Here is a 23,681-nt window from a genome sequence, read left to right as displayed (position 1 = left end):
AGGCGGTTCCGCGAAGACAGGTCCGCGAAGGCGAGTCCGCGAAAGCGGGTCCGCGAAGACCGGGTCCGCGAAGACCGGGTCCGTCAGAGCCGTTCGATGACGGTGGCGCTGCCCATGCCTCCGCCGACGCACAGGGTGACCAGGCCGTAGCGCTGATCGCGGCGCTCCAGTTCGTCGACGACGGTGCCCAGCAGCATCGCGCCGGTCGCGCCCAGCGGGTGGCCCATGGCGATGGCGCCGCCGTTGACGTTGACCTTCTCCAGCGGAAGTTCCAAGTCGCGGGCGAAGCGCAGCACGACGGCGGCGAAGGCCTCGTTCATCTCCACCAGGTCCATGTCGGCCGCCGTCAGACCGGCCTTGGCGAGGGCCTTGCGGCAGGCGGGCGCGGGACCGGTGAGCATGATCGTGGGGTCCGCGCCGGACACGGCGGCCGAGAGGATGCGGGCGCGGGGCCGCAGCCCGTAGCGCTTGCCGGTCTCCTCGCTGCCGACGGCGACGAGGGCGCTGCCGTCCACGATCCCCGAGGAGTTGCCCGCGTGATGCACGTGGTCGATCTGCTCGACCCAGTGGTACTTCTGAAGCGCCACCGCGTCGAAGCCGCCCATCTCGCCGATGTCCTTGAACGACGGCTTCAGCCCGGCGAGGGAGTCGGCGGTGGTGCCCGGACGGATGTGCTCGTCGCGGTCCAGCACGGTCAGACCGTTGCGGTCGACCACGGGGACGACGGAGCGGTCGAAGCGCCCGTCCTTCCACGCCTCCGTCGCCAACTCCTGCGAGCGGGCAGCGTATTCGTCCACGTCGCGGCGGCTGAAGCCCTCGATGGTGGCGATCAGGTCGGCGCCGATGCCCTGCGGCACGAAGCCCGTCTCGAGGCTCGTCATCGGGTCCATGGCCCAGGCGCCGCCGTCGGAGCCCATCGGCACCCGGGACATGGACTCCACGCCGCCCGCGAGCACCAGGTCCTCCCAGCCCGAACGCACCTTCGCCGCCGCGAGGTTGACCGCCTCCAGGCCCGAGGCACAGAAGCGGTTCTCCTGGACGCCGGCGACGGTCTCGGGAAGTCCGGCGGCGATGGCCGCGGTCTTGGCGATGTCGGAGCCCTGGTCGCCCAGGGGGCTGACGACGCCCAGCACGATGTCGTCGACCGCTGCCGGGTCCAGGTCCGGGAAGCGGCGGCGCATCTCGTGGATGAGGCCGACGACGAGGTCGATGGGCTTGGTGCCGTGCAGGGCGCCGTTGGCCTTGCCGCGGCCGCGCGGGGTGCGGATCGCGTCGTAGATATACGCTTCGGTGCTCATGGACCGTCAGCCTTTCGGTGCGTACGGGTCGGGCAAGTCGGGGGCAGGTCCGGTCAGTCGAGGATCGAGCGGCCGATGATCTCCTTCATGATCTCGGTCGTGCCGCCGTAGATCGTCTGGATCCGCCCGTCGGTGTAGGCACGGGCGACCGGGAATTCGTTCATGTAGCCGTAGCCGCCGTGGAGTTGGAGGCAGCGGTCGGTGACGCGCTTCTGGAGTTCCGTCGCCCACCACTTCGCCATGGAGGCATGCGCGGCGTCCAGTTGGCCCGCCGAGTGGTCCTCGATGCAGCGGTCGAGGAAGGCGCGGGTGACGGCGCACTCCGTGGCGAGCTCGGCGATCTCGAACCGCACGTGCTGGAGTCTGGCGAGGGGACGGCCGAACGCCTCGCGCTCCTTCACATACCGGGTCGTCTGCTCCAGGATCTCCTCGGCGCCCGCGATGGCCCCTACGGCGATGGCCAGCCGCTCCTGCGCGAGGTTGGTCATCAGGTGGAGGAAGGCGCCGTGCAGCTCGCCGAGCAGGTTCTCCTTCGGCACGCGCACGTCGTTGAAGAACAGCTCGGCCGTGTCCTGCGACTTCTGACCGATCTTGTCGAGGTTCCGGCCCCGCTCGAAGCCGGGTGTGTCCCGCTCGACGACGAGGAGGCTGAGGCCCTTCGCGCCGCCCTCCGGCTTCGTACGGGCCACGACGATCACCAGGTCGGCGAGGATGCCGTTGGAGATGAAGGTCTTGGAGCCGTTGAGCACCCAGTGGTCGCCCTTGTCCTCCGCGGTCGTGCGGATGCCCTGGAGGTCGGAGCCCGCGCCCGGCTCGGTCATGGCGATGGCGGTGACGATCTCACCGGAGCAGAAGCCGGGCAGCCAGCGGCGCTTCTGCTCGTCGGTGGCGAGGGAGGTCAGATACGGGCCGATGATGTCGTTGTGCAGCCCGAGGGCCAGCCCGGCGACGCCCGCGCGGGAGAACTCCTCGGCGAGCACGGCCGCGTAGCGGAAGTCGGCGGTGCCGCCGCCTCCGTACTCCTCGGGGACGTCGAGCCCGAGGAGCCCCTGGCGACCGGCGGCCAGCCAGGCCTCGCGGGAGACGATGCCGTCCTTCTCCCACTGCTCGTAGTGGGGCTCGACCTCCTTGGCGAGGAAGGTGCGGACGGTCTGCCGGAACGCTTCGTGGTCCTCGGTGAAGATCTGGCGCTTCATGTGGTCGGTGCTCCCCTTCGAGCCTCGCGTCCTGGTTCTCGCCTCTTCTCCCGCCGGGCGCAGCGCCCGGCGGGCGCCTGCGTCAGAGCCAGCCCTTGACCTTCTCGATCAGCTTGGCCGGGTCGGGCCCGACGGGCGTGACGTTGAGCATCGTCACCCCGGCCTCGCGGAACGCCTCGATGCGCTCGCGCACATATCCCTCGGGGCCGCAGAGGGAGACCAGCTCACAGAACTCGGCGGGAACCGCGGCCTCCGCCTCGCGCTTCTTGCCCGCGAGGTAGAGGTCCTGCACCTTCTCGGCCGCCTCCTCGTAACCGTACGCCCGGGCCACGTCGTTGTAGAAGTTCTTCCCCTTGGCCCCCATGCCGCCGATGTAGAGCGCGATGAGGGGGCGCACGTGCTCCCGTACGGCCGCCGCGTCCTCACCGACGGCCAGCAGCGTGCCCGCGGAGATCTCCAGGGGGCCGCGCTCGGGGTCGCGCCGCGCGGTGCCCTCCTCCAGCGCCTCGCCCCATACCTGCTTCGCCTTCTCGGGTACGAAGAGATGCGGCAGCCAGCCGTCGGCGATCTCGGCGGTCATGCGGACGTTGGCCGGCCCGAGGGAGGCGATGTAGAGCGGGATCTCGGGGCGCTGCGGCCGGTTGAGGAACTTCAGCGGCTTGCCGAGCTTGCCGCCCTTCTCGGCGGGGAACGGCATGTCGGTGATGCCGTGGTGGTCGATGACCTCCCGCCGCCAGATGCGCCGGCACAGCTCCACGGTCTCGCGGGTGCGGCCCAGCGGCTTGTCGTACGCCTTGCCGTGCCAGCCCTCGACGACCTGCGGCCCGGAGGCGCCGAGGCCCAGCAGGGCGCGCCCCTCGGAGAGCACGTCGAGGCCCGCACCGGTCTGGGCGATGAGCGCGGGGGTGCGGGAGTAGACGTTGAGGATGCCGGCGCCGATGAGCATGCGCTCGGTGCGGGCGGCGATGTAGCCCATCACCGTGGGCGAGTCGAAGCCGTAGGCCTCGGCGACCCAGACCGCGTCGAGACCGGCGGCCTCCAGCTTCACGACCTCTTCGGCGGCGCTGCGGGGGTTGTCGGCGTACTGGAGGGGCGTGGCGATCTTCATGCGTCACTGTCCTTGGCGGGGTCGGGGCGGGAGTCGGAGTCAGATGGGGAGGCGGTGCCGGACACGGTGCCGGAGGCGGTGCCCCGCGCGGGCGGCTCGGCGAGCGCGGGCACCTGCCAGTCGCGCGCCACCTCGGCGGAGTCGGCACCGGGCACCGCGGGCGGACGCGAGACGGCTGCGGGGGTGGCGGAGAAGCGGGGCGCGGGCGCGGGCTGGGTGATGCCGCCGTGCTCGACGAAGGTGCCGCGTGCGGCGAGATGAGGGTGGCCCGGTGCCTCCCGGAGGGACAGTACGGGGGCGACGCAGGCGTCCGAGTCGCGGAAGACCTCGTCCCACTCGTCCCTCGTACGGGTCTTGAAGCGCTCGGCGACGAGGGCGCGCAACTCGCCCCAGGCGGCCGGGTCGTCACGGGAGGGCAGCTCCTTCTCGCCGCCGTCGCCGTCCCCGCCGGGACCCCCGAGCCCGAGCAGACGCACGAACTCCCGGTAGAACTGCGGCTCCAGGGCGCCCACCGCCATGTGTCCGCCGTCGGCGGTCTCGTAGGTGCCGTAGAAGGGCGCGGCGCCGTCGAGCAGGTTCGCGCCCCGCTTGTCCTGCCAGAAGCCGGCGGCGAGCATGCCGTGGATCATGGCGGAGAGATGGCTGGTGCCGTCCACGATGGCGGCGTCGACGACCTGGCCCCGGCCGTCCGGGGTGCGTGCGTGGTGCAGGGCGGCCAGCACGCCGACCACCAGGTAGAGCGAGCCTCCGGCGTAGTCACCGAGCAGATTCGCCGCCGCGTACGGCGGGCCCTCGGCGGGGCCGGTCATCCCGAGGGCGCCGGTGAGTGCGATGTAGCCGATGTCGTGTCCCGCGCGCTGGGCGAGGGGACCGTCCTGGCCCCAGCCGGTCATGCGGCCGTAGACGAGGGAGGGGTTGCGCACGAGGCACGCCTCGGGTCCGACGCCGAGGCGTTCGGCGACACCGGGCCGGTTGCCCTCGATGAGGACGTCGGCACGCTCGACGAGGTCGAGCACGGTCGCGAGACCCGCCGGGTCCTTGAGGTCGAGGGTGACGGAGCGCTTGTTGCGGTTGGTGATGTCGCCGGCGGGGTCGATGCCGAGCACGGCACCGCCGGGACGGTCGACGCGTACGACGTCGGCGCCCAGGTCGCCGAGCAGCATCCCGGCGAAGGGCCCCGGCCCGATCCCGGCCAGCTCTACGACGCGCACCCCGCGGAGCGGACCGTCGCGACCCCCGTCCCGCCGCGCCGCTGCTGTCGTCACGCCGTCCCCAGACACTTTGACACAACTGATGTAACACCAGGGATGCTAAGGAGGCCGGGCCCTTTCCACAAGCCCGGAGGGACCGCGCGGGGCACGGCCGCGGCGTGGCGTGCACCACAGGGGAACCACAGGCCACCACAGGGGAACGGGCCCGGCCGGGCGCCATCGCTCGGGGCTGCGGGGCGAGGTCGGGCCGGGGCCGGGAGTGGAGTTGGGGTTGGACTTGGGGTTGGGGTTGAGGCTCGGGCCGGGCGGGCGTCAACACGGGGCACCTCGATCCATCCGTACGGGCAATGGCGCGGCTGACGGCGACTGCGCGATACTGATTGCAGCGAGGGGATATCGAGCAGCTTCATGCAATCAGTCCCGCGGCCGTCCGTCGTCGCGGTCGGTGCCTCGCAGGCCGCACGAGCGGGCGCGACGGCGGAGCGACGACGGTGCCGGGGAGGCACGGAAAGGGAGGGGCCCGATGGGCGAAACCACATACATGGAGCGGGAGTTGAGCAGCCAGCCGGAGACGTGGCGCGAGGCTGCGCAGCTCGCCGGTGCGGCTGCGCTGCCCGGACACGGGCTGCGGGTGGCCGTCGTCGGGTGCGGCACGTCGTGGTTCATGGCTCAGGCGTACGCGGCCCTGCGCGAGGCGGCGGGACTCGGCGTGACGGACGCGTTCGCGGCGTCCGAGGCGCTGCTCGGAGCGGACCGGGGCTACGACCGGGTGCTGGCCCTCACCCGCTCCGGCACCACGACCGAAGTGCTGCGCCTGCTGGAGGCGGTGCGCGGCCGCATCCCCACCGTGACCGTCGTGGGCGATCCGGACACCCCGGCGGTGGGTCTCTCGGACGAGACGGTCGCCCTGCCGTTCGCCGACGAACGGTCCGTGGTGCAGACGCGGTTCGCCACGAGTGCGCTCGCTCTGCTGCGCGCCCACCTCGGGGGCGACATGGCAGCGGCGGCGAGGGACGCCGAGGAGGCCCTGACGTCGGAGATGGAGCAGGAGTGGGTCGACGCCGAGCAGTTCACGTTCCTGGGCGCGGGCTGGACGGTCGGACTGGCGCATGAGGCGGCGCTGAAGATGCGGGAGGCATCGCAGTCGTGGACGGAGTCCTATCCGGCCATGGAGTACCGGCACGGTCCCATATCCATCGCCGCCCCCGGGCGCGTGACGTGGATGTTCGGGCCGTCACCGGAGGGGCTGGCCGCGGAAGTGGCCCGCACCGGCGGCCTGTTCGTGCATCACGAGCGGCGCGATCCGCTGGCCGAGCTTGTGCTGGTGCAGCGCGTGGCCCTCGCCCGGGCACAGGCCCGCGGCCTCGATCCCGACGCCCCGCGCAGCCTGACGCGTTCGGTCATGCTGGAAGCGCCCTGACCGTCGGCCACCGCCGCCCGAGGTCGTCCGGCTCAACAGCCCTGTGCTCTACGGGTCGTGCCCCCAGCGGGCCCTGTCCTCAACGCACCCCGCGCTCATCGCGTCGTCTGCTCGACATGCCCTCCGCTCAACGCGCCTGCTACTCAACACGGGTTCTGTTCAAGACGCTTCTGCTCAAACGCGCTTCTGCTCAAACGAAAGGCCGCAGCATGCCCCTTGTCCCCACCGCGTCAGTCGTCGACCGGGCGCGGGCGGCCGGTGCCGGTGCCCCCGCCTTCAACGTGCTGCATCTGGAGACCGCCGAGGCGCTCGTCGCGGCGGCGGAACGGGCGGGCATACCGCTCATACTCCAGATCAGCGAGAACTGCGTCCGGTATCACGGGAGTCTGCGGCCCCTGCTGCTCGCCACTCTCGCCCTGGCCGAGTCCTCCGGCGCAGACGTCTCCGTGCACCTGGACCACATCACCGATCCAGGCCTGCTGCGCGAGGGCGTCGAAGCTGGGGCCCGCTCGGTGATGATCGACGCCTCCGCGCTGCCGTACGAGGAGAACGTCGCCGTCACGGCCGAGCTGACGGGCTGGTGCCATGCCCACGAGGCCTATGTGGAGGCCGAGTTGGGAGAGGTGGGCGGAAAGGACGGGGTGCACGCGCCAGGCGCCCGTACGGACCCCGGTGAGGCGATGGCCTTCGTGGACGCCACCGGCGTGGACGCGCTGGCGGTTGCCGTCGGCTCCTCGCACGCGATGCGGGCGCGCACGACGGTGCTCGACAAGGAATTGATCCGGGCCCTGCGGCGGCGCCTCCCAGTACCGCTGGTGCTGCACGGCTCCTCGGGGGTGCCGGACGAGGAGCTGCGCGCCGCCGTCGCCGCCGGCATGACGAAGATCAACATCTCGACTCATCTGGTGTCGGTCTTCACCGGCGAGGTGCGCAGGACGCTGGCGGACAGCCCGTCGCTCATCGACTCGCGCAAGTACGTGGGGCCTGCCAGGGAGGCGGTGTCGGCGGAGGCCGAGCGGCTGCTGCGGGTGCTGGGGGCGGAGGCGTCATGAAGAGGCACGAAAGGCTCAACGCCCTGCTGGAACTGCTCGGTGAGAGGGGACGCCTCGATGTGGACGAGGCGGCGACGTCGCTGGAGGTGTCGGTGGCGACGATGCGCCGTGACATGGACGCCCTGGCCGAGCAGCAGCTGCTGACGCGTACCCGCGGCGGCGCGGTGCTCAGCTCCGTCACCTACGACCTGCCGATCCGCTACAAGCAGGGGCACCACGCCGTGCAGAAGCACGCCGTCGCCGAGGCTGCGGCGGGCATGGTCGCGCGCGGCGACGCCGTGGGGCTCAGCGGCGGCACGACGACGACGGAGATCGCCCGCGCTGTCGCCACGAGACCGGAGTTCGCGGAGACGGGGCCCGACCCGTGTCTGACGATCGTCACCAACTCCCTCAACATCGCGTACGAGTTGGCGGTCCGCCCGCAGATCAAGATCGTGCTGACCGGCGGTGTCGCGCACTCCCGCTCGTTCGAACTCACCGGCCCCTACAGCGAGTCGGTGCTCCGCCAACTCACCCTGGACATCGCCTTCATCGGCGTGAACGCCGTGGACACGCAGTGGGGCGGCACCGTCCACGACGAGGCCGAGGCGACGACGAACAGGCTGATGGCCGAGCGGGCGGCGCGTGCCGTGATGGTCGCGGACTCCTCCAAGCTGGGGCTTCGCTGCTTCGCCCGCGTCGGCGGCGCGGACGTCTTCGACACGCTGATAACGGACACGGGGATGGATGAGGAGTCACGGCAGGAGTTCACCGACCAAGGGCTGCATGTGCTGGCAGCCGCCCCGCCGATGGCAAGCGGCTGAGGGCACGAGCGAGTCCGTACGCCCACGGGGCTCCGACCCGGTGGCTCCGGCAGGCCGTGCGCGGCGGCGCGGCTGACCTCAGCCTCCGTTACCACCGGAGAGCACTGGACCGGTGCCAGAATGCCGGTCATGGAACGATCTTCACCAACGGCAGTCGGTACAGCAGCCCCCGCCGGCCCGGCGGACCGCCTCGGCAGTGACGCCCTGGCGGCGGACCTGCCCGAGGCACCGGCACCCGCGGATACGGCCGGTTCCGCTTCCGCGCTGCCCGGCAGCGCGCACGCCTGGGCCGCGCTCGGCGGTGACGGCGCACTGCTCGACCGGATCTCGTACACATCGGGTGCGGGACTGCCGGCCCGGCTGCCCGTGCTGGAGCTGGCCCGCGCATCGGTCGCCGTGTGCTCGCTGGCGGCGGCGGAGCTGTCGTCCGTACGGTCCGAAGGGGACGGGGACGGCACGGCGTCCGTTCCGCAGGTGCGCGTGGACGACGGGGCGGTGGCCGCCGCGTTCACCAGCGAGCGTCTGCTGAGAACGGACGGGCGCGCAGCGGCGGGGTTCTCCCCGCTGTCGCGGTTCTGGCGCACGCGGGACGGCTGGGTGCGCACCCACGCCAACTACCCGCACCACCGGGCACGGCTGCTCTCCGCCCTCGGCGTCCCCGATGGCGGCCGCGACGACGACGCGCTCGCGGAGATCGTCGCCGCGGAACTGGGCGGGCGCCACACCGCGGACGTCGAGGAGACGGTCCTCGCGAACGGGGGCCTCGCCATCGCCGTCCGCACCCGGCAGGAATGGGCGGAGCATCCTCAAGGCGCCCAGATCTCGCAGCGCCCACTGCTGACCACGGTGTGCATGGACCAGACCCCGCCGCGCCCGATGCCGGAGCCGGCCGGGCGGGGCCCGCTGCACGGGGTTCGCGTACTGGATCTCACGCGGGTGCTCGCGGGCCCCGTCGCCACCCGGGTTCTCGCGCTCTTCGGTGCGGACGTGCTCCGTATCGACGCCCCGCAGCTTCCGGAGGACCCCGATACGCACGCCGATACGGGCTCGGGAAAGCGTTCCACGCTGCTGGACCTGTCCTCCCGCTCCGGGCAGGCGGCCTTCGAGGAGCTGCTGTCGGCAGCGGACGTCGTCGTCACGGGCTACCGCCCCGGCGCGCTCGACCGGTTCGGGCTCGCCCCGGAATCGCTCGCCGACCGGCGGCCCGGAGTGATCGTCGGCCAGCTCAGCGCGTGGGGCGCCTACGGGCCGTGGCACCGGCGGCGCGGTTTCGACAGCCTCGTACAGGCGGCGACCGGAATCTCGCTGCTCGAAGGCCGGCGGGACGAGTCGGGCGAGGAGATCCCGGGAGCGCTGCCCGCGCAGGCCCTCGATCACGGCACCGGCTATCTGCTCGCCGCCGCCGTGATGAGGGCCCTCACCGAACAGCGGCGCGGGCGGTCCGGCGCCAGGCTCGTACGGGCCGCGCTCGCGCAGACCGCCGGCTGGCTGCTGGGAGACCCGGCAGCACAGACCCGGGCCGCCACATCCGGGCCCGGCACCCATGACGAGGACCCCGGACACCTGCCCGGCACCGCCGACGAGGCCGACCCGGCTGCCTGGCTGAGGGAGACGGACAGCCCGCTGGGGAGGCTGCGTTATGTGCTGCCGCCGGTCGGCTACGAGGGTTCGGCCTCCGACTGGTCACGGCCGGCCGGTGCTCCGGGAGCCGATCCGGCCGCCTGGTGGTGACACCAGCGGCGTGGCGGAGAGCGGCACAGGCGGGACGGGCTGCCGGACGTGCGGTCCTGACGGTTGTGACGGTCCTGCGGTCGTGACGGGCGGGCGGTCGGCCCGCTCTACAGCGACTTGCCGCCGGACCGTCCCCCGTACCCGTCGTCTCCGTCGCGCCCTTCGCCCCCGCGACGCCTTTCGCTCGCGCGGCGCCTCTCGCTTCCGTGGTGCCTTTCGATTCCGCGGTACTCGCCGTGCGGACCGTGCGGGCCGCCGTGTCCGCGCCTGCGCTCCCGGCTCTCCCGGCGGTCCTCCCGCCTTTCCCTGCGCTCCAGTTCGCGCCGTTCACGTCGTTCGGCGCGCAGTTGAAGCTTCTCGTCGCGCGGGAGCTTCCGCTCGACTCCGACGCCGCCCATCACCGCGAGGCCGGTGATCACCACTCGCGGTGCCTCGGGTTCGGCGAGTCCGGAGGCTGAGGAGTCGAATCCGCCCATGATGCCCACGCCGCGCACCTCGACGCCCACCCCCGGCGGCACGGTGACGCTGAAGCCGCCCATCAGCGCGAAGCAGCGGATCACCACGTCCCGTTCCTCGAACCGGGCGTCCCGCAGGTCGAGTTCGCCGCCGCCCATGAGGCCGACGCCCGTGAAGACACGCGGGACCGTCCACTCCCCCTTGCGCCCGAACCCGCCCATGATGCCGACGCCCCAGCGTGACGTGGCCCTTCCGCCGATCCGCTCGGCCCAGCGGCGCTTCTTGCGCAGTGACGGAGCCGCGGAGCCCTCCGCCGCCCGCGCCTCCTGAGGCACCGCGCTCGCGGCGGCGTTCTGGCTCTCGTAGTGCGGCAGATCCCGTACGAGGGGGACCAACTCACCGCGCGTGCGGGCCCGGTAGGTGTCGTCGAGCCGTTCCTGGAACTCCTCCATGCCGAGCCGGCCCTCGGCCAGCGCCTCGCGCAGTACCTCGGCGACGCGCTCTCGCTCCGCATCCGAAGCGCGCATCTCGGGCAGCTCGTCGCTCATGCGGTCACCCTATTACGCACCGTGGCGCCCGCACCCCGGATCATCGGGTCACTCGACGGACGCGAGAAGCCATTCGGCCAGGCCCACCGCCGCAAATCCCAGTGCCAGCACGCCCGTTGCGACCCGGGTGCGGCCGCGGCGGCTGAGTCCTATGGCGACGCCCGAGAGGATGAGCGCGATCCCGTAGAAGCCGACGGTGAGTACGGAGGGTGCGCTGCGCAGCCGCACGACGAGGGCGACGGCCACCGCCACCATGACGACGCCCGAGACGACGATGCGGATCCTGCGTGCCTGCCGCGGCGTCAGGCCCGTGTGCGCGTCCTCATGCACGTCCTCGGCATCCCCGACGTCGGCGGTGTCGTCGTCGACGTGGGCTGCGTCCTCAACGTCGGTCGCGTCCTCGACATCGGTCGCGTTCTCGAAGTCAGCCGCGTTCCCGACGTCGGTCGCGTTGTCGAGGTCTGCTGAATCCCCGGCTTCGCCGAACTCCCCGGCCGCCCGTGCGGTCGTCTCGTCGTCGGTCGGCGGGCTTATGTTGGCTTCCGGCATGACGGGAGGTTATCCGCATTCGGCACCGCCTGTCGCGCCCGGGTGAGCGGGAGCCCCGAGAGGCCCCGGCTCATCCGGACCCGGCGGGGGCGAAGGCCGGCCCGCGGCCCGGCTCCCCGCTCGACTCCCGTACGGCTAGGGCTCCTTGTGCGTCCACTTGCGCAAGTCGGCACGGCTGTCGAAGTGTCCCGTGTTCGTGTCGATCGGGTCGTTCGTGTACTGGTGGAAGCGCCACGAGTGCTCGATCCCGGGCTTGCCCGGCTTGCCGTTGTAGTGCGCTATCCAAAGGCCGTCGCCGGCGAACGACGTGGTGTCGTGGTTGAACCAGAAGTTGGTGTTGCAGTACAGCAGCACCCTGGTGTGTGGGCGCTCCTTCTGTACGTACTTGATCCACTCGTCCTTCTCGGCGTTGGTGACCTCGGAGTCCTCCCAGTCCAGTACGAGCATGTCGCCCTTGACCAGGTTGATCTTCGACATGAAGTAGTCGGCCTGCTTCTTCATGCTGCCGGCACGGCCGAAGTGGTAGAAGCCGGTGACGAGTTCGGCGTCACGAGCGGTCTGGCGCTGGTCGACCCATTTCGGGTTCACATACGAGGTGCCTTCCGTGATCTTGATGAAGACGAAGTCGAGCCCTTTCGTGCTGTAGTCGGAAGGTTGGTACGACGAGACGTCGACGCCTTTGATCACGATGCACTCCTTCTGCCGTCCGGTCGCGTATCGCTCATTCGTTCCGATACCCGTAACGCGGCGCACAGTACCGTGAACGGACCGCTGTCGGGCACCGGTCGGTCGCAGCGGGTCACCGCACGAGTGCATCGCGCGGCGTGCGCGCCCGGGCCCCGCACCGGCGCGTCGCCCCGGCGCCGACGGCGCCCGCCGACGGAGGATCGGGGCCGGGCGCGGCAGCTGACGCACCCTGCACACTGGTAAGGACAGACAGTCGACGAGGAGTACGACGATGGCGACGACACGCACCGCACACACCGTGTGGCACGGGGATCTGAAGAACGGCTCGGGCGAGGTCACCTTCGACTCGTCCGGAATCGTCACGCAGGCGGTCACATGGGCGTCGCGCGCCGAGGAGCCCAACGGGAGGACGAGCCCCGAGGAGCTGATCGCGGCCGCGCACTCCAGCTGCTTCTCGATGGCGCTCTCCAACGGGCTCAACTCGGCGGGCACCCCTCCCACCCGGCTCAGCACGCAGGCCGACGTGGACTTCCAGCCCGGCACCGGGATCACCGGCATCCACATCACCGTGCAGGGCGAGGTTCCCGGCATCGACGAGGCCGCCTTCGTCGCCGCGGCCGAGGAGGCCAAGGCCAACTGCCCGGTCTCACAGGCCCTTTCGGGCACGACCATCACCCTGACCGCCAAGTTCGGCTGACGCCGGGGGCGGGCACCGGCCGGTCCGGCTCGACCGGATCGGCCGGTGCCGGCCGGCCCGCACCGCACGGCGCGGGGAAGTCCAGGAGGAGACATGCCGGAACTGCCCGAGGTCGAGGCGCTGCGCGACTTCCTCGACGACCGCCTCAAGGGGCGCTCGGTGGAGCGCGTGACGCCGGTGGCCGTCAGCGTCCTCAAGACCTACGAGCCGCAGCCGTCCGCGCTGGAGGGCCAGGTCTTCACGGGTGTCTCCCGACACGGGAAGTTCCTCGACATGGAGGCCGGCGGTCTCCATCTGGTCGTGCACCTGGCCAGGGCCGGATGGCTGCGCTGGCGGGACTCGGTGCCGCCGGGGCCGCCCCGCCCGGGCAAGGGCCCGCTGGCGCTGCGGCTGTCCCTGGCCGGGCCCGAACAGGGCGGCGACGGCGGCGGGTTCGACCTCACGGAGGCCGGCACCCGCAAGCGCCTCGCGGTCTACTGCGTACACGATCCGTCCCAGGTGCCGGGTGTGGCACGGCTCGGCCCCGACCCGCTCGCGGACGGCTTCACACGGGAGGTCTTCGCCGGTCTGCTGCGCGGCGAACGGCACCGGATCAAGGGGCTGCTGCGTGACCAGAGCGTGATCGCGGGCGTCGGCAACGCCTATTCCGACGAGATCCTGCACGCCGCCCTCCTCTCACCGTTCAAGATCGCCGGTGAGCTCTCCGAGGAGGAGGTCACCGGGCTCTACGAGGCGCTGCGCACCACGCTCCGCGAGGCCGTCGAGCGCTCACGCGGGCTCGCCGCCGGCGAGCTGAAGGCGGAGAAGAAGACGGGGCTGCGGGTGCACGGGCGTACGGGGCAGCCGTGCCCCGTGTGCGGCGACACCGTGCGCGAGGTCTCGTTCAGCGACAGCTCTCTCCAGTACTGCGCGACCTGCCAGACCGGCGGCAAGCCGCTCGCGGACCGCCGGATGTCACGGCTGCTGAAGTAGCGCAGGAAGCAGCGCACGGCTCCCCGCCGGGGCCGCTCCCGGGCAGGGCGTACCGTGGCACGGCCGGGGAGGGTCCGCCGGTGACGAGCGAGAAGGGGACGGGAGTGACGAACGAGGAGCTGGAGGAGTTCGCCACAGGCCTGGCCCATATGGCCCGCGACCTGCTCTCACAGGGGTCGGTGCAGAAGACGCTGGACAGCGTCGTGGCGCACGCGGTGGACCTGGTGCCCGGCTGTGAGGCGGCGGGCGTGATGACGGTGGAGGACAAGAAGGTCAGCACGCTGGCCACGACCAGCCAGGTGGTGCGGGCCTCGGACCGGTTGCAGGGCGAGTTGGGCGAGGGGCCGTGCTTCGACGCCGCCCGCCAGCCGGAGGAGGTCTACCGCGTCGCGGACATGACCGAGAGGGTCAGACGCTGGCCCCGCTACGCCCCCGAGGCACGGAAGCTGGGCGTCGGCTCCATGATGGGCTTCCTGCTCTACACCGACGACGACGAACTCGGCGCTCTCGACCTCTACTCCTCCGTCCCGAACGCCTTCACCGAGCGCTCCGAGCACGTCGGCTGGCTGCTCGCCTCGCACGCGGCCGTCGCCTTCTCCAGCGCCCGTACGTACGCGCAGCTGCACTCCGCGATGGAGTCGCGCCACAACATCGGCGAAGCCATCGGCATCGTCATGGAGCGCTACAAGCTCGACGAGGACCAGGCGTTCGCCGTGCTGAAGAAGAGCTCGCAGGACCGGAACACCAAGCTGCGCGAGATCGTGCGCACGGTCACCGAGACCGGCGAGATCCCCGGCGCGAAGCAGCGGCCCTGAGCCGTCAGCCGGTCCTGAGCCGTCAGCCGCGCCCGCGCCTGCCCAGCAGGCCGAGGATGCGGCCCGCGGTGCTCCGGCCCCCGTCCCCAACTCCGTACCCGCTGCTGCTCCTGCTGCGCCGACGGCTGCCGCGGGCGGTGGTGTGCCGGTACCCGAGAGGGCCCGGCAGGTCCATCGAGGTCGTGCGGCGCCCCGTGGAGCTGAACGTGCGGCGCGGTCCCCAGGCGCCGCCCGTGGTCACCGACCACGACCTGCGGTTGATGTTCAGCCGGACCCCGGGCAGTATCCGGATGCTCCGGCGGAAGGTCAGCGGCATCATCGCCTCCTCGGCGGGGCCCGACGGGACCCGTGTCGTACGTACATGAGCCCGGACGGAGGGCCGGGCGGTGACCGGGCGGCGGCCCGGGCGGGCGGTGCAACGCCCGGCGGGTGCCTGGGAGTTCACTACCCTTCCGAGGCGGAGCCGTCACCGCCCGTGCCGCCTCCGCCCGTGTCCCCTCCGACCTGGGCGGCCTGCTCGCCGTCGGTGCGGAAGACCAGCTCCCCGGACTCGACGTCGACCAGCAGCCTGGTGTGCGGCTTGAGTTCGCCGCTGAGCAGCATCCGCGAGAGCTGGTTGTCCACCTCGCGCTGGATGGTGCGGCGCAACGGCCGTGCCCCGTACTCGGGTTGGTAGCCGCGCTGCACGAGCCAGTCGATGGCCGCGGGCGCGAACTCGATGGCCAGGTCCTGCGCGTGGACCCGGTGCCGGGTCTCGTCCAGCATCATGTCGGTGATGGTGCGCAGCTCTTCGTCGGAGAGCCGGCGGAAGATGACGATCTCGTCGATGCGGTTGAGGAACTCCGGCCTGAAGTGCTCGCGCAGCGGACGCATCACGCGCTCGCGGCGCGCGTCCTCCTCGTCCTCCTCGTCGCCGCCGCCGAAGCCGATGCCGGCGCCGCGTCCCGCGATGGCCTCGGATCCGAGGTTGCTGGTCATCACGACGACGGTGTTGGTGAAGTCGACGGTGCGGCCCTGCGAGTCCGTCAGCCGCCCGTCGTCGAGCACCTGGAGCAGCATGTTGAAGACGTCGGCGTGGGCCTTCTCGATCTCGTCGAGGAGCAGCAGGGAGTACGGGTTGCGGCGCACGGTCTCGGTGAGCTGCCCGGCGTCCTCGTGTCCGACGTAGCCGGGAGGTGCGCCCACGAGCCTGCTGACGGTGTGCCGCTCCTGGTACTCGCTCATGTCGAGCCGCACCATCCGGTCGTCGGTGCCGAACAGCGACTCCGCGAGCGCGCGGGCCAGTTCGGTCTTGCCCACGCCGGTGGGACCGAGGAAGAGGAAGCTGCCGATGGGCCTGGACGGGCTGGAGAGCCCGGCGCGGGAGCGCAGCACGGCGTCGGAGACGGCGGAGACGGCTTCGTCCTGGCCGATGACGCGCTCGCGCAGCCGCTCCTCCATGCCGAGCAGGCGTTCCTTCTCCTCCTGCGTGAGGTTGCTGACGGGGATGCCCGTCTGGCGGGAGACGATGTCGGCGATGTCCTCGACGGTGACCTCGGCGATCCGGCCGTTGGGATGCTGCTTGCGGTCGTCGCGGCTGATCTCCTTCTCGACCTCCGCGAGACGGTCGCGCAGCTGCGTGGCCCGCTCGTAGTCCTCGGCGGCGACGGCCTGGTCCTTGTCCCGGTTGATCTGCTCGGCCTCCCGCTCCAGGGCGCGCACGTCGGTGCCGCGGGTGGCGTTCCGCAGCCGTACGCGGGCGCCGGCCTGGTCCAGCAGGTCGATGGCCTTGTCGGGCAGGTAGCGGCCGGTGAGATAGCGGTCGGAGAGTTCGACGGCGGCGATCAGCGCGTCGCCGGTGTAGCGGACCTGGTGGTGCGCCTCGTAGCGGTCGCGCAGTCCGCGCAGGATCTCCACCGCGTCGGGCACGCTCGGCTCCGGTACGAGCACGGGCTGGAAGCGCCGCGCGAGCGCCGCGTCCTTCTCTATGTACCGGCGGTGCTCCTCCAGGGTGGTGGCGCCGATGACGTGCAGCTCGCCGCGGGAGAGCGGCGGCTTGAGCATGTTGCCGGCATCCATGGAGCCGCCTTCGGTGCCGCCTCCGCCCGCGCCGACGACGTTGTGCAGCTCGTCGATGAAGATGATCAACTTCTCGGAGTGCTCGCGGATTTCGTCGATGATGCCGTTGAGCCGTTCCTCGAAGTCGCCCCGGTAGCGGGTGCCGGCGACGACGCCGGAGACGTCGAGCTGGACGACGCGGCGCCCGACCAGGTTGTCCGGCACGTCGGCCTCCATGATGCGCTGGGCCAGGCCCTCCACGATCGCGGTCTTGCCGACGCCGGCCTCTCCGATGAGCACCGGGTTGTTCTTGCCGCGCCGGGCGAGGATCTCGATGGTCTGCTCGATCTCCACGTCCCTGCCGATCACGGGGTCGATGCGGCCGTCCCGGGCCATCTCCGTCAGATCGGTGCCGTACTTGTCGAGGTTGGGCGTCTCGGTGCGCGGCGGCTTGCCCTGTTGTCCGCGGCCGGGAGCACCCTCGCCTCCCGCGCCCTGCGCGCCCGGGTATCCGGGTGCGCCCTGGCCGGGCTGGCCGGGGAAGGGGCCCGAGGAGGCCGAACGCGGGTCGAAGTGCGCCGCGTTGAGGATCTGCCCGGCCGTGGAGTCGCGGTTGGCGGCGAGCGCGATGAGCACGTGCTCGCTGCCGATGTAGGAGGCGCCCCTGGTACGGGCGATGTCGTGGGCGTCCAGCAGCGCACGCTTGACGGCGGGGCTGACGGAGATGGACTTGCGGGGCGTGCCGTCCCCGACCTCCCGGTCGATGTTCCGGGCGAGCGCGTCGACGTCCGCACCGGCCCGGTCGATCATCGTGCGGGTCGGTTCGGTGGTGAGCGCCGCGCGGAGCAGATGCTCGGTGTCGAGGTCGCTGCTGCCGTGCTCCGCGGCGTACGAGGCCGCTTCGGAGACGAGCTCCCTCGCCGGTTCGCTCATCAGACGGAGAAAGTCGTAGTAGCGGGGGTCACGGCGCCTGCCGCTTCCGCCGGGCGACTCGGCGCCCCCCAGAAAGCGCGCGATGAAGTCTCCGAACGGGTCCCTGCCGAAGTCCTCGGGACCCATGTACCCGCTGGTCATAGGTGTCCGTCCCGCTGACCCGATCTCACCGGGCCACGCTGTGTCGGCTGCATCAAGCTTCCGGTGCGGGGTTCCCTCGTACGGCCGCACGACACGTGGGCGGGCGGTGCCGGGCGGCTACGGACGACGTCCGCCGATGTGACCGGCGATGTGACCGGCGATGTGACCGGCGGCTGACCGGCAGCGGGCCGCCGCCCGTGCGGTCAGCCGGCGGTCAGCAGCACGACGGCCACGGCGGCGGCGAGCAGTCCGACGGTCTGGAGCGGGGCGGGCCGCTCGTGCAGCAACGTGAGCCCGAGCAGCACGGGGATCACGGGGTAGAGGGAGGAGAGCACGACGGCGACGGTGACGATCTGCTCCCGTACGGCCGAGAGGTAGAGCACGAGGGCGAGCGCGGCGACCAGCCCGGTCGCAGCGGCACCGGCCGCGTGCGGCCGCGGCAGTCCGCTCCCCCGAGGGCTCCCGCGCCGCGGACCCGGTGAACGCAGCACGGCGGGCGCGATCACGGCGATCACTGCGAGGGCGGCCACGCGCCCGGCGGCGACGGGCCAGACGCCGGAGCCCTCGCCCGCCTGCGCCAGCGCCACGTACTGGAGCGCGATGCCGGCACCGGCGACCAGCCCGTCCAGGGAGGCGCCCCGCGCGGCATGGGACGCGGTGCCGCCCGTGCCGTTGCGCGACACCAGCCAGAGGGCGGGCACGGCGGTCGTGATCCCCAGCCACGACAGCGGGTCCGGCCGGTCCCCGAGGAGTACGACCCCGGCCAGTACGGGAAGGGCCACGCCTCCCACGGCGCTGACCGGCACGACGACGCTCATCGCGCCCCGGCTCAGCCCCCGGTAGAGGAAGAGCATGCCGAGGCCGGTGCCCGCCCCGGACAGCGCGCCCCATGCGAGGTCGCCGCCCGCGGGCGCGGGCGCCGGGAGCAGCGCGGCGGCCACCACGGTGAAGGCGAGGCCCCCTGCCTGCCCGGCGAGCGCGACGAGTACGAAGTCGGCACGGCGCGAGAGGAGCCCGCCGGTGAAGTCGGCGACGCCGTAGCAGGCGGCCGAGGCGAGCGCGAGCAGAGCGCCCGTCACGCCGGATCAACTCCCGTCACATGGCGGCCCGCACGGCGCGAGGAGTCGGAGGGCAGAAGGCTCGGAGGCAGGAGGTTCGCGGCGCGAGGGGTCGCAGGGCAGAAGACTCACAGGGCAGCAGGCTCGCGGCGCGGGGCATCGCGTACCCGTCAGCCGCCGCCCGGCTCGGGGCGCCCGTCGTCGCCGCCTTCGCTCCGCTCGTCGCGCTCCGCCTGCCCCACCGGGCAGACGGCGCCGCCGCGCACACAACCTTCGCGGTCGCACAGCCGGCAGACCAGGTCGGCGTCGCCGACCTCCCCGTACAGGCGCGTCAGCAGCTTCTCCAGCAGGGCGTCCAGGGTCTCCCGCTCCCCCTCGTCGAGCGCTTCGACGATCCCGCTGAGCGGTGTGCCCCTCGCGGCGAGCATCGTCCGCGCCGTACGGCGGCCTGCGGCGGTCGCCTTCACGGAGACCCAGCGGCCGGGGCCCTGGCGGCGCTCCACCAGGCCGCCCGACTGAAGCGAGTCGACCATGCGCGCGGCGGCGGGCTGTGACAGGCCGACGCGGCGGCCCAGTTCGGTGACGCTCAGGCCGGGCGAGGCGGAGAGCACCACGAGGGCGGCGGCGCCGCTGGCGCTGACTCCGGCGGCCCGGGTGGCTCCGGTGAGGGCCAGGTCGCTGACGGCGAGGGCGGTGGCGCCGAGGAGATTGGCCGTGCGGTTTGCGTCATGCATGACTCATGCATATCCCCTCCCCCGCGCCGGACGCAATGCCCCGGCGCAGAGTCCGCCGGGCCCTGCGCCCGTTCTCCGCCCGTTCTCCGCCCGTTCTCCGTCCCCGCTCCGACCCGGCCCGAACAAGGGCGAAGTGGGACAATAGAGGCGATATGGATGTGGTGACCAGGAACAATGTCGTGATCACCGGCCGCGAGGACGGGCCGGTGATGATGCTCGCGAACGGCTTCGGCTGCGACCAGAACATGTGGCGCCTGGTGACACCCGAACTGGCCCGGCACTTCAGACTCGTGCTCTTCGACCACGTGGGGACGGGGAAGGCGGACGTCTCCACATGGAGCGAGCAGAGGTACTCCACCCTCGACGCCTACGCCGAGGACCTGCTGGCGATCTGCGACGAACTCGGCCTCGGGCCGCTCGTACTCGTCGGGCACTCGGTGAGCGGCGTCATCGCCGTACTGGCCGCCTCGTGGCGGCCCGAGCTCTTCGAGAGGCTGATCCTGCTCACGCCCTCGCCGCGATACGTCGACGACGAGGGATACCGCGGCGGGTTCAGCGCCGAGGACATCGACGAGCTGCTGGAGTCCCTGGACAGCAACTACCTCGGCTGGTCGCAGTCGTTGGCGCCCGTCGTCATGGGCAACCCCGAACGCCCGGAGCTGACCGAGGAGTTGACCAACAGCTTCTGCCGGCTCGACCCGGCGGTGGCCAGGGTCTTCGCCCGCGCGACCTTCCTCTCCGACAACCGCGCGGACCTGGGCCGCGTGACCGTGCCGACGCGGGTGATCGAGGTGGCTCAGGACGTGATCGCGCCGCGGGAGGTCGGTGCGTACGTGCACAGGTCGATCCCCGGCAGCGAGTTGGTGACGCTCGACGCCGTGGGCCACTGTCCCCAGCTCAGCTCGCCTGCGACCACGGCCCGGGCCATCGCCGAGTTCGCGTCCGGCGGCCGATGATGTCCGGCGCCGACTGGGCGGGGAGGGCGGAGCGCAGGGCGCATGAGCCGATGTGGCAGCACGGCCGTGCTTCCGCGGACAGCGCGCGGGAGGAGGAGACGCCCGCGGCCGCCGAACCGCGGGAGGACCCCGAGGATCTGTACGAGAACGCGCCGTGCGGCTATCTCTCCACCCGGATCGACGGGCTGATCGTGAAGGCCAACCGCACGCTTCTCAGTTGGCTGGGCCGCTCGCGTGACGAGGTCGTCGACCGCATGCGCTTCGTCGATCTGCTGACGGTCGGCGGCAAGCTCTACCACGAGACCCACTTCGCGCCGCTGCTCCACCTCCAGCGTGAAGTCAGCGGCGTCGCACTGGAGTTGAAGACCGCCGACGGGTCGCGGCTGCCCGTGCTGATCAGCTCCGTGGTCAAGCGGGACGTCGCGGGCCAGCCGCAGCTGATCCGTACGACCGTGAACGACGCCCGCGACCGCCGCGCCTACGAGAGCGAACTGCTGCACTCCAGGGAGAAGGCCGAGCAGGAACGGGAGCACTCCCAGCGGCTGCTGAGCACCCTTCAGCAGACGCTGGTGCCCCCTGCGTTGGCCTCGCCTCCCGGCCTCGGAGTCACCGCCTACTACCACATCGCCTCGCCCGACGAGGTCAGCGGAGACTTCTACGACCTCTTCCCCCTCGGCAAGGACACCTGGGGACTGTTCATCGGCGACGTGTGCGGCAAGGGCGCGCCCGCCGCGGTGCTGACCTCGCTCGCCCGCTACACGCTGCGGGCCGCGGCCGTCTACAACCCGGATCCCGTGACCGTGCTCAACAACCTCAACACCGTTCTCAACACGGCCGATTACGAACACGACCCGCGGTTCTGCACGGTCCTGTTCGGGCTGCTCACACCCGAGAGGGGCGGCTTCGAGGTCACGCTGGCCAGCGGCGGGCACCCCAATGCGCTGCTCCTGCGCGGCTCCGGCAGCGCCACGTATGTGCCGACCCCGGGCGGTCAGCTGATCGGCGCGCTCGCCGCGCCGCGGGTGGCCACCACGACGGTGCGCCTGAACGCCGGGGACACGCTGCTCTTCTACACCGACGGACTCACCGAGGCGCACACCGCGACCGCCGCGGGCGACCGATACGGCGACGACGCGCTGCTCGGCTACGCCGACGTCCTCGCGCCCTGCCCCGCCGACGAGACCGTCACCGCGATGGCACAGCTGCTGAACGCGTTCGGCGAGGGCCTGGAGGACGACGCGGCGCTGCTGGCACTGGGGGTGCCGGGCGCGGCGGCACCGTACTGAACGTACTGAACCGGCCCCGTACGGTCCTGTACGAGCGGCGCCCCGTCTTGTACGGCCCGCTGACCGTGCCCCCGCGCACGCACCGGCGTTGGTCCTTTCATCGACGTTGACGACATGAGGCGCGCATGGGCAGCACGAACGGCAAGCAGTCCGGCAGGAAGAACGACGACCGGCCCGCGATCTGGGTCGGCTACGGGAAGCTGCTGAAGCTCTTCCGCGAGAACGCCCGGCTGACTCAGGAGGAGTTGGCCGACCGCATCAGCTATTCGGCCGAGTCCGTGTCGTCGGTGGAACAGGGCCGCCGCCCGGCGAAGGCTCCCTTCACGGCGGCGGCCGAGCGGGCGCTGGAGGCGGGCGGTGCGCTCCAAGTCCTCCAGGACGAAGTCGACTTCGCCAAACTGCCCGCGTTCTTCCGGGACTTCGTCCTGATCGAGATGGAAGCGGTGAGCCGCAGTTCGTACGATCCGTTGATGATCCCCGGGTTGTTGCAGACAGAGGGCTACGCACGCACCCTCTTCGAAGGACACTGCCCGCGCCTCTCCGAAGACGCCGTCGAATACAGCGTCGACGCCAGGATGAGCAGACAGACCCTCCTGACGAGGAACCCGACGGTCGAGCTGGCGTTCATCATCGGCGAGGCCGCGCTGCGCAACCCCGTCGGGGGCCGCGAGATCATGCGACGTCAGCTGCAACAACTGCTGGAGCAGGGCCGGTTGGGCAATGTCGAGATCCAGGTGATGCCCTCGGAGCACGGGTACCACCCCGGTCTCGAAGGGCCGATCGTCCTGGTGGAGACCGCTGAGCACCAGCACTTCGGCTACTTCGAGTCGCAGGGCGTCGGCAACGTGGTCAGCGACCCCGCGCAGGTGAGCGTCTTCGGGCTGCGGTATGGCAAGCTGCGGTCGCAGGCTCTGCATGCCGGAGAGTCCGCGAGGTTCATCGAGCAGCTGGCAGGGAGCAATGAACGCTGAGCGGAACGTCGTCGACACGGACAAGTCGGTCTGGTTCAAGAGCAGTTACAGCGGCTCCAGTGGCGGCGACTGCGTCGAGGTCGCCGCGCTGCGCGGCACCGTGCACGTGCGGGACTCCAAGTCCCTGCCCGGGCCCGTGCTGTGCGTGCAGCCTCGGCAGTGGGCGGCGTTCTTGGCGTACGCGGCGGGCCGCGCCGCCCGGTGAGGCCGGGGCGGCCACCTCGCCGCCGGCCCTCACCCCCCGCCCGCGCGGTGGATCTCCTCCAGGTCGCGGGCCGACTGCTGGAGCAGGGCCCGCATCGTGCTCTCCGCCGCGTCCGCGTCCCTTGCCCGTACGGCGTCGAGTACGGCGCCGTGGCTGGGCACGGGGTCCTGCGGGCGGTGGCCGGAGGCGTGCACGAGCCGGTCGCGGAAGGCGAGACCCGTGGCGATGACCATCTCCATCCGCTCCAGCATCTCGTTGTGCGAGGCGGCCAGAAGCGCCCCGTGGAAGGCGAGGTCGGCGTCCACGGCCTCGTCGCCGACCACGGAGGCGCGGGTCATCGCGTCGAGTGCCGTGTCCAGGGCGGCGAGGTCGTCGTCCGTACGGCGCTGCGCCGCCAGCCGTACCGCCGCCGGTTCGACGATGCCGCGCACCTCGCCGAGGTCGCGCAGCAGCGGGTTGCCCGCGCCCGCCTCCGGTCCCTCCGCGGACTCGAACTGCCAGCGCAGCACGTCCGCGTCGAGGAAGTGCCAGTCGGAGCGCGGCCGTACGAACGTGCCCCGCTTCTGGCGGGCGTCGACCATGCCCTTCGCGGCGAGCACCTTCAGCGATTCGCGCAACACCGTGAGGCTGACGCCCAGTTCGGCCTGGAGCGCGCCCAGGTCGAGCGTGTCGCCCTCGCCGATGCGGCCGCCGAGCACCCGGTGCGCGATGGCCTCGACGGTCTGGCCGTGGACCCCGCGGCGCGCGTAACCGGACATGCCCTGAACCTTCTCTCTCCTGGTCGGTACGGCCCGTATGGCCCCCCGGTCCCCCGCCC

22 protein-coding genes and 1 pseudogene are annotated in these 23,681 nt (G+C 71.8%); 11 read left to right on the top strand and 12 right to left on the bottom strand.

What is annotated here, in order from left to right:
* Positions 1-83: 83 nt before the first annotated feature.
* The 4 genes from HCC61_RS09905 to HCC61_RS09890 form a co-directional block, all read right to left on the bottom strand.
* On the bottom strand, positions 84-1,298 hold the full coding sequence (locus HCC61_RS09905; protein ID WP_169134922.1) for an acetyl-CoA C-acetyltransferase: 1,215 nt from the start codon (positions 1,296-1,298) through the stop codon (positions 84-86).
* 53 nt (positions 1,299-1,351) lie between these two features.
* Positions 1,352-2,494, bottom strand: a complete 1,143-nt coding sequence (locus HCC61_RS09900) for an acyl-CoA dehydrogenase family protein (RefSeq protein WP_169134921.1) — start codon at positions 2,492-2,494, stop codon at positions 1,352-1,354.
* An 82-nt stretch (positions 2,495-2,576) separates the two neighbouring features.
* Complete coding sequence (locus HCC61_RS09895) at positions 2,577-3,602, bottom strand: LLM class F420-dependent oxidoreductase (RefSeq protein WP_169134920.1); 1,026 nt, start codon at positions 3,600-3,602, stop codon at positions 2,577-2,579.
* A complete protein-coding gene (locus HCC61_RS09890) occupies positions 3,599-4,813 on the bottom strand; it encodes a CaiB/BaiF CoA-transferase family protein (RefSeq protein ID WP_169134919.1) in 1,215 nt (404 codons plus the stop codon). The genes HCC61_RS09895 and HCC61_RS09890 overlap by 4 nt, the downstream gene beginning before the upstream one ends.
* Before the next feature lie 523 nt (positions 4,814-5,336).
* Between HCC61_RS09890 and HCC61_RS09885 the strand changes: the two genes are divergently transcribed.
* From HCC61_RS09885 to HCC61_RS09870, 4 genes are all read left to right on the top strand, one after another.
* Positions 5,337-6,233: a sugar isomerase gene (locus HCC61_RS09885; protein WP_169134918.1), complete on the top strand. Its 897-nt coding sequence runs from the start codon at positions 5,337-5,339 to the stop codon at positions 6,231-6,233.
* Positions 6,234-6,442: 209 nt separating this feature from the next.
* The gene (locus HCC61_RS09880; protein ID WP_169134917.1) at positions 6,443-7,285 is read left to right on the top strand and encodes a class II fructose-bisphosphate aldolase; all 843 of its coding nucleotides are present in this window, start codon (positions 6,443-6,445) and stop codon (positions 7,283-7,285) included.
* Positions 7,282-8,088 (top strand): DeoR/GlpR family DNA-binding transcription regulator, encoded by an 807-nt coding sequence (locus tag HCC61_RS09875; RefSeq protein ID WP_169134916.1) that lies wholly within the window; start codon positions 7,282-7,284, stop codon positions 8,086-8,088. Before HCC61_RS09880 ends, HCC61_RS09875 begins: the two co-directional genes overlap by 4 nt.
* Positions 8,089-8,217: 129 nt before the next feature.
* Positions 8,218-9,819 carry a CoA transferase gene (locus tag HCC61_RS09870; RefSeq protein ID WP_169134915.1) on the top strand — a complete coding sequence of 534 codons (1,602 nt, stop codon included), beginning with the start codon at positions 8,218-8,220 and terminating at the stop codon, positions 9,817-9,819.
* Between the two features lie 107 nt (positions 9,820-9,926).
* Here the strand turns inward: HCC61_RS09870 and HCC61_RS09865 are convergent, their stop codons facing one another.
* The 3 genes from HCC61_RS09865 to HCC61_RS09855 form a co-directional block, all read right to left on the bottom strand.
* Positions 9,927-10,823 carry a DUF1707 domain-containing protein gene (locus HCC61_RS09865; protein ID WP_169134914.1) on the bottom strand — a complete coding sequence of 299 codons (897 nt, stop codon included), beginning with the start codon at positions 10,821-10,823 and terminating at the stop codon, positions 9,927-9,929.
* 48 nt (positions 10,824-10,871) lie between these two features.
* Positions 10,872-11,372: a hypothetical protein gene (locus HCC61_RS30605; protein WP_240968740.1), complete on the bottom strand. Its 501-nt coding sequence runs from the start codon at positions 11,370-11,372 to the stop codon at positions 10,872-10,874.
* Between the two features lie 135 nt (positions 11,373-11,507).
* Positions 11,508-12,059, bottom strand: coding sequence for a GH25 family lysozyme (locus HCC61_RS09855; protein WP_169134913.1), 552 nt, complete (start codon positions 12,057-12,059; stop codon positions 11,508-11,510).
* Positions 12,060-12,330: 271 nt separating this feature from the next.
* On the opposite strand from HCC61_RS09855, the gene HCC61_RS09850 reads away from it, so the two are divergent.
* The 3 genes from HCC61_RS09850 to HCC61_RS09840 all read left to right on the top strand — a co-directional run bounded on the left by HCC61_RS09850 (position 12,331) and on the right by HCC61_RS09840 (position 14,543).
* Positions 12,331-12,756: an OsmC family peroxiredoxin gene (locus HCC61_RS09850; protein ID WP_169134912.1), complete on the top strand. Its 426-nt coding sequence runs from the start codon at positions 12,331-12,333 to the stop codon at positions 12,754-12,756.
* 93 nt (positions 12,757-12,849) lie between these two features.
* The gene (locus tag HCC61_RS09845; RefSeq protein WP_169134911.1) at positions 12,850-13,728 is read left to right on the top strand and encodes an Fpg/Nei family DNA glycosylase; all 879 of its coding nucleotides are present in this window, start codon (positions 12,850-12,852) and stop codon (positions 13,726-13,728) included.
* An 80-nt stretch (positions 13,729-13,808) separates the two neighbouring features.
* Complete coding sequence (locus tag HCC61_RS09840) at positions 13,809-14,543, top strand: GAF and ANTAR domain-containing protein (protein ID WP_346777111.1); 735 nt, start codon at positions 13,809-13,811, stop codon at positions 14,541-14,543.
* Positions 14,544-14,679: 136 nt separating this feature from the next.
* Here HCC61_RS09840 and HCC61_RS30600 read toward each other — a convergent pair.
* The 4 genes and pseudogenes from HCC61_RS30600 to HCC61_RS09820 form a co-directional block, all read right to left on the bottom strand.
* Positions 14,680-14,859, bottom strand: a pseudogene (locus tag HCC61_RS30600) (DUF4236 domain-containing protein); the annotation flags it as partial.
* Between the two features lie 128 nt (positions 14,860-14,987).
* Positions 14,988-17,654 (bottom strand): ATP-dependent Clp protease ATP-binding subunit, encoded by a 2,667-nt coding sequence (locus HCC61_RS09830; RefSeq protein ID WP_169134909.1) that lies wholly within the window; start codon positions 17,652-17,654, stop codon positions 14,988-14,990.
* Positions 17,655-17,857: 203 nt separating this feature from the next.
* Positions 17,858-18,733 (bottom strand): EamA family transporter, encoded by an 876-nt coding sequence (locus HCC61_RS09825; RefSeq protein WP_346777110.1) that lies wholly within the window; start codon positions 18,731-18,733, stop codon positions 17,858-17,860.
* Positions 18,734-18,882: 149 nt separating this feature from the next.
* Positions 18,883-19,446, bottom strand: a complete 564-nt coding sequence (locus HCC61_RS09820; RefSeq protein WP_169134908.1) for a MarR family transcriptional regulator — start codon at positions 19,444-19,446, stop codon at positions 18,883-18,885.
* Positions 19,447-19,598: 152 nt separating this feature from the next.
* Between HCC61_RS09820 and HCC61_RS09815 the strand changes: the two genes are divergently transcribed.
* The 4 genes from HCC61_RS09815 to HCC61_RS09800 all read left to right on the top strand — a co-directional run bounded on the left by HCC61_RS09815 (position 19,599) and on the right by HCC61_RS09800 (position 22,864).
* Positions 19,599-20,402, top strand: a complete 804-nt coding sequence (locus HCC61_RS09815) for an alpha/beta hydrolase (protein WP_169134907.1) — start codon at positions 19,599-19,601, stop codon at positions 20,400-20,402.
* On the top strand, positions 20,402-21,688 hold the full coding sequence (locus HCC61_RS09810) for a SpoIIE family protein phosphatase (RefSeq protein WP_240968737.1): 1,287 nt from the start codon (positions 20,402-20,404) through the stop codon (positions 21,686-21,688). The genes HCC61_RS09815 and HCC61_RS09810 overlap by 1 nt, the downstream gene beginning before the upstream one ends.
* A 125-nt stretch (positions 21,689-21,813) precedes the next feature.
* Complete coding sequence (locus tag HCC61_RS09805; protein ID WP_169134906.1) at positions 21,814-22,659, top strand: helix-turn-helix transcriptional regulator; 846 nt, start codon at positions 21,814-21,816, stop codon at positions 22,657-22,659.
* Positions 22,649-22,864, top strand: a complete 216-nt coding sequence (locus tag HCC61_RS09800; RefSeq protein WP_169134905.1) for a DUF397 domain-containing protein — start codon at positions 22,649-22,651, stop codon at positions 22,862-22,864. The genes HCC61_RS09805 and HCC61_RS09800 overlap by 11 nt, the downstream gene beginning before the upstream one ends.
* Before the next feature lie 29 nt (positions 22,865-22,893).
* On the opposite strand, the gene HCC61_RS09795 is transcribed toward HCC61_RS09800, so the two are convergent.
* Positions 22,894-23,622 carry an FCD domain-containing protein gene (locus HCC61_RS09795; protein WP_169134904.1) on the bottom strand — a complete coding sequence of 243 codons (729 nt, stop codon included), beginning with the start codon at positions 23,620-23,622 and terminating at the stop codon, positions 22,894-22,896.
* Positions 23,623-23,681 lie beyond the last annotated feature (59 nt).

This window comes from Streptomyces sp. HNM0575, from assembly GCF_012726265.1.
Taxonomy (GTDB): Bacteria; Actinomycetota; Actinomycetes; order Streptomycetales; family Streptomycetaceae; genus Streptomyces.
Note: the sequence above shows the minus strand (reverse complement) of the source record. Positions and strands in the feature narration are given on the sequence as shown.

What these genes read in the sequence shown, in the direction of transcription:
- HCC61_RS09905 (WP_169134922.1), bottom strand. Translation starts at nt 1,298, where the DNA reads ATGAGCACCGAAGCGTATATCTACGACGCGATCCGCACCCCGCGCGGC.
- HCC61_RS09900 (WP_169134921.1), bottom strand. Translation starts at nt 2,494, where the DNA reads ATGAAGCGCCAGATCTTCACCGAGGACCACGAAGCGTTCCGGCAGACC.
- HCC61_RS09895 (WP_169134920.1), bottom strand. Translation starts at nt 3,602, where the DNA reads ATGAAGATCGCCACGCCCCTCCAGTACGCCGACAACCCCCGCAGCGCC.
- HCC61_RS09885 (WP_169134918.1), top strand. Translation starts at nt 5,337, where the DNA reads ATGGGCGAAACCACATACATGGAGCGGGAGTTGAGCAGCCAGCCGGAG.
- HCC61_RS09880 (WP_169134917.1), top strand. Translation starts at nt 6,443, where the DNA reads ATGCCCCTTGTCCCCACCGCGTCAGTCGTCGACCGGGCGCGGGCGGCC.
- HCC61_RS09875 (WP_169134916.1), top strand. Translation starts at nt 7,282, where the DNA reads ATGAAGAGGCACGAAAGGCTCAACGCCCTGCTGGAACTGCTCGGTGAG.
- HCC61_RS09870 (WP_169134915.1), top strand. Translation starts at nt 8,218, where the DNA reads ATGGAACGATCTTCACCAACGGCAGTCGGTACAGCAGCCCCCGCCGGC.
- HCC61_RS09865 (WP_169134914.1), bottom strand. Translation starts at nt 10,823, where the DNA reads ATGAGCGACGAGCTGCCCGAGATGCGCGCTTCGGATGCGGAGCGAGAG.
- HCC61_RS30605 (WP_240968740.1), bottom strand. Translation starts at nt 11,372, where the DNA reads ATGCCGGAAGCCAACATAAGCCCGCCGACCGACGACGAGACGACCGCA.
- HCC61_RS09850 (WP_169134912.1), top strand. Translation starts at nt 12,331, where the DNA reads ATGGCGACGACACGCACCGCACACACCGTGTGGCACGGGGATCTGAAG.
- HCC61_RS09845 (WP_169134911.1), top strand. Translation starts at nt 12,850, where the DNA reads ATGCCGGAACTGCCCGAGGTCGAGGCGCTGCGCGACTTCCTCGACGAC.
- HCC61_RS09830 (WP_169134909.1), bottom strand. Translation starts at nt 17,654, where the DNA reads ATGACCAGCGGGTACATGGGTCCCGAGGACTTCGGCAGGGACCCGTTC.
- HCC61_RS09820 (WP_169134908.1), bottom strand. Translation starts at nt 19,446, where the DNA reads ATGCATGACGCAAACCGCACGGCCAATCTCCTCGGCGCCACCGCCCTC.
- HCC61_RS09815 (WP_169134907.1), top strand. Translation starts at nt 19,599, where the DNA reads ATGGATGTGGTGACCAGGAACAATGTCGTGATCACCGGCCGCGAGGAC.
- HCC61_RS09810 (WP_240968737.1), top strand. Translation starts at nt 20,402, where the DNA reads ATGTCCGGCGCCGACTGGGCGGGGAGGGCGGAGCGCAGGGCGCATGAG.
- HCC61_RS09805 (WP_169134906.1), top strand. Translation starts at nt 21,814, where the DNA reads ATGGGCAGCACGAACGGCAAGCAGTCCGGCAGGAAGAACGACGACCGG.
- HCC61_RS09800 (WP_169134905.1), top strand. Translation starts at nt 22,649, where the DNA reads ATGAACGCTGAGCGGAACGTCGTCGACACGGACAAGTCGGTCTGGTTC.
- HCC61_RS09795 (WP_169134904.1), bottom strand. Translation starts at nt 23,622, where the DNA reads ATGTCCGGTTACGCGCGCCGCGGGGTCCACGGCCAGACCGTCGAGGCC.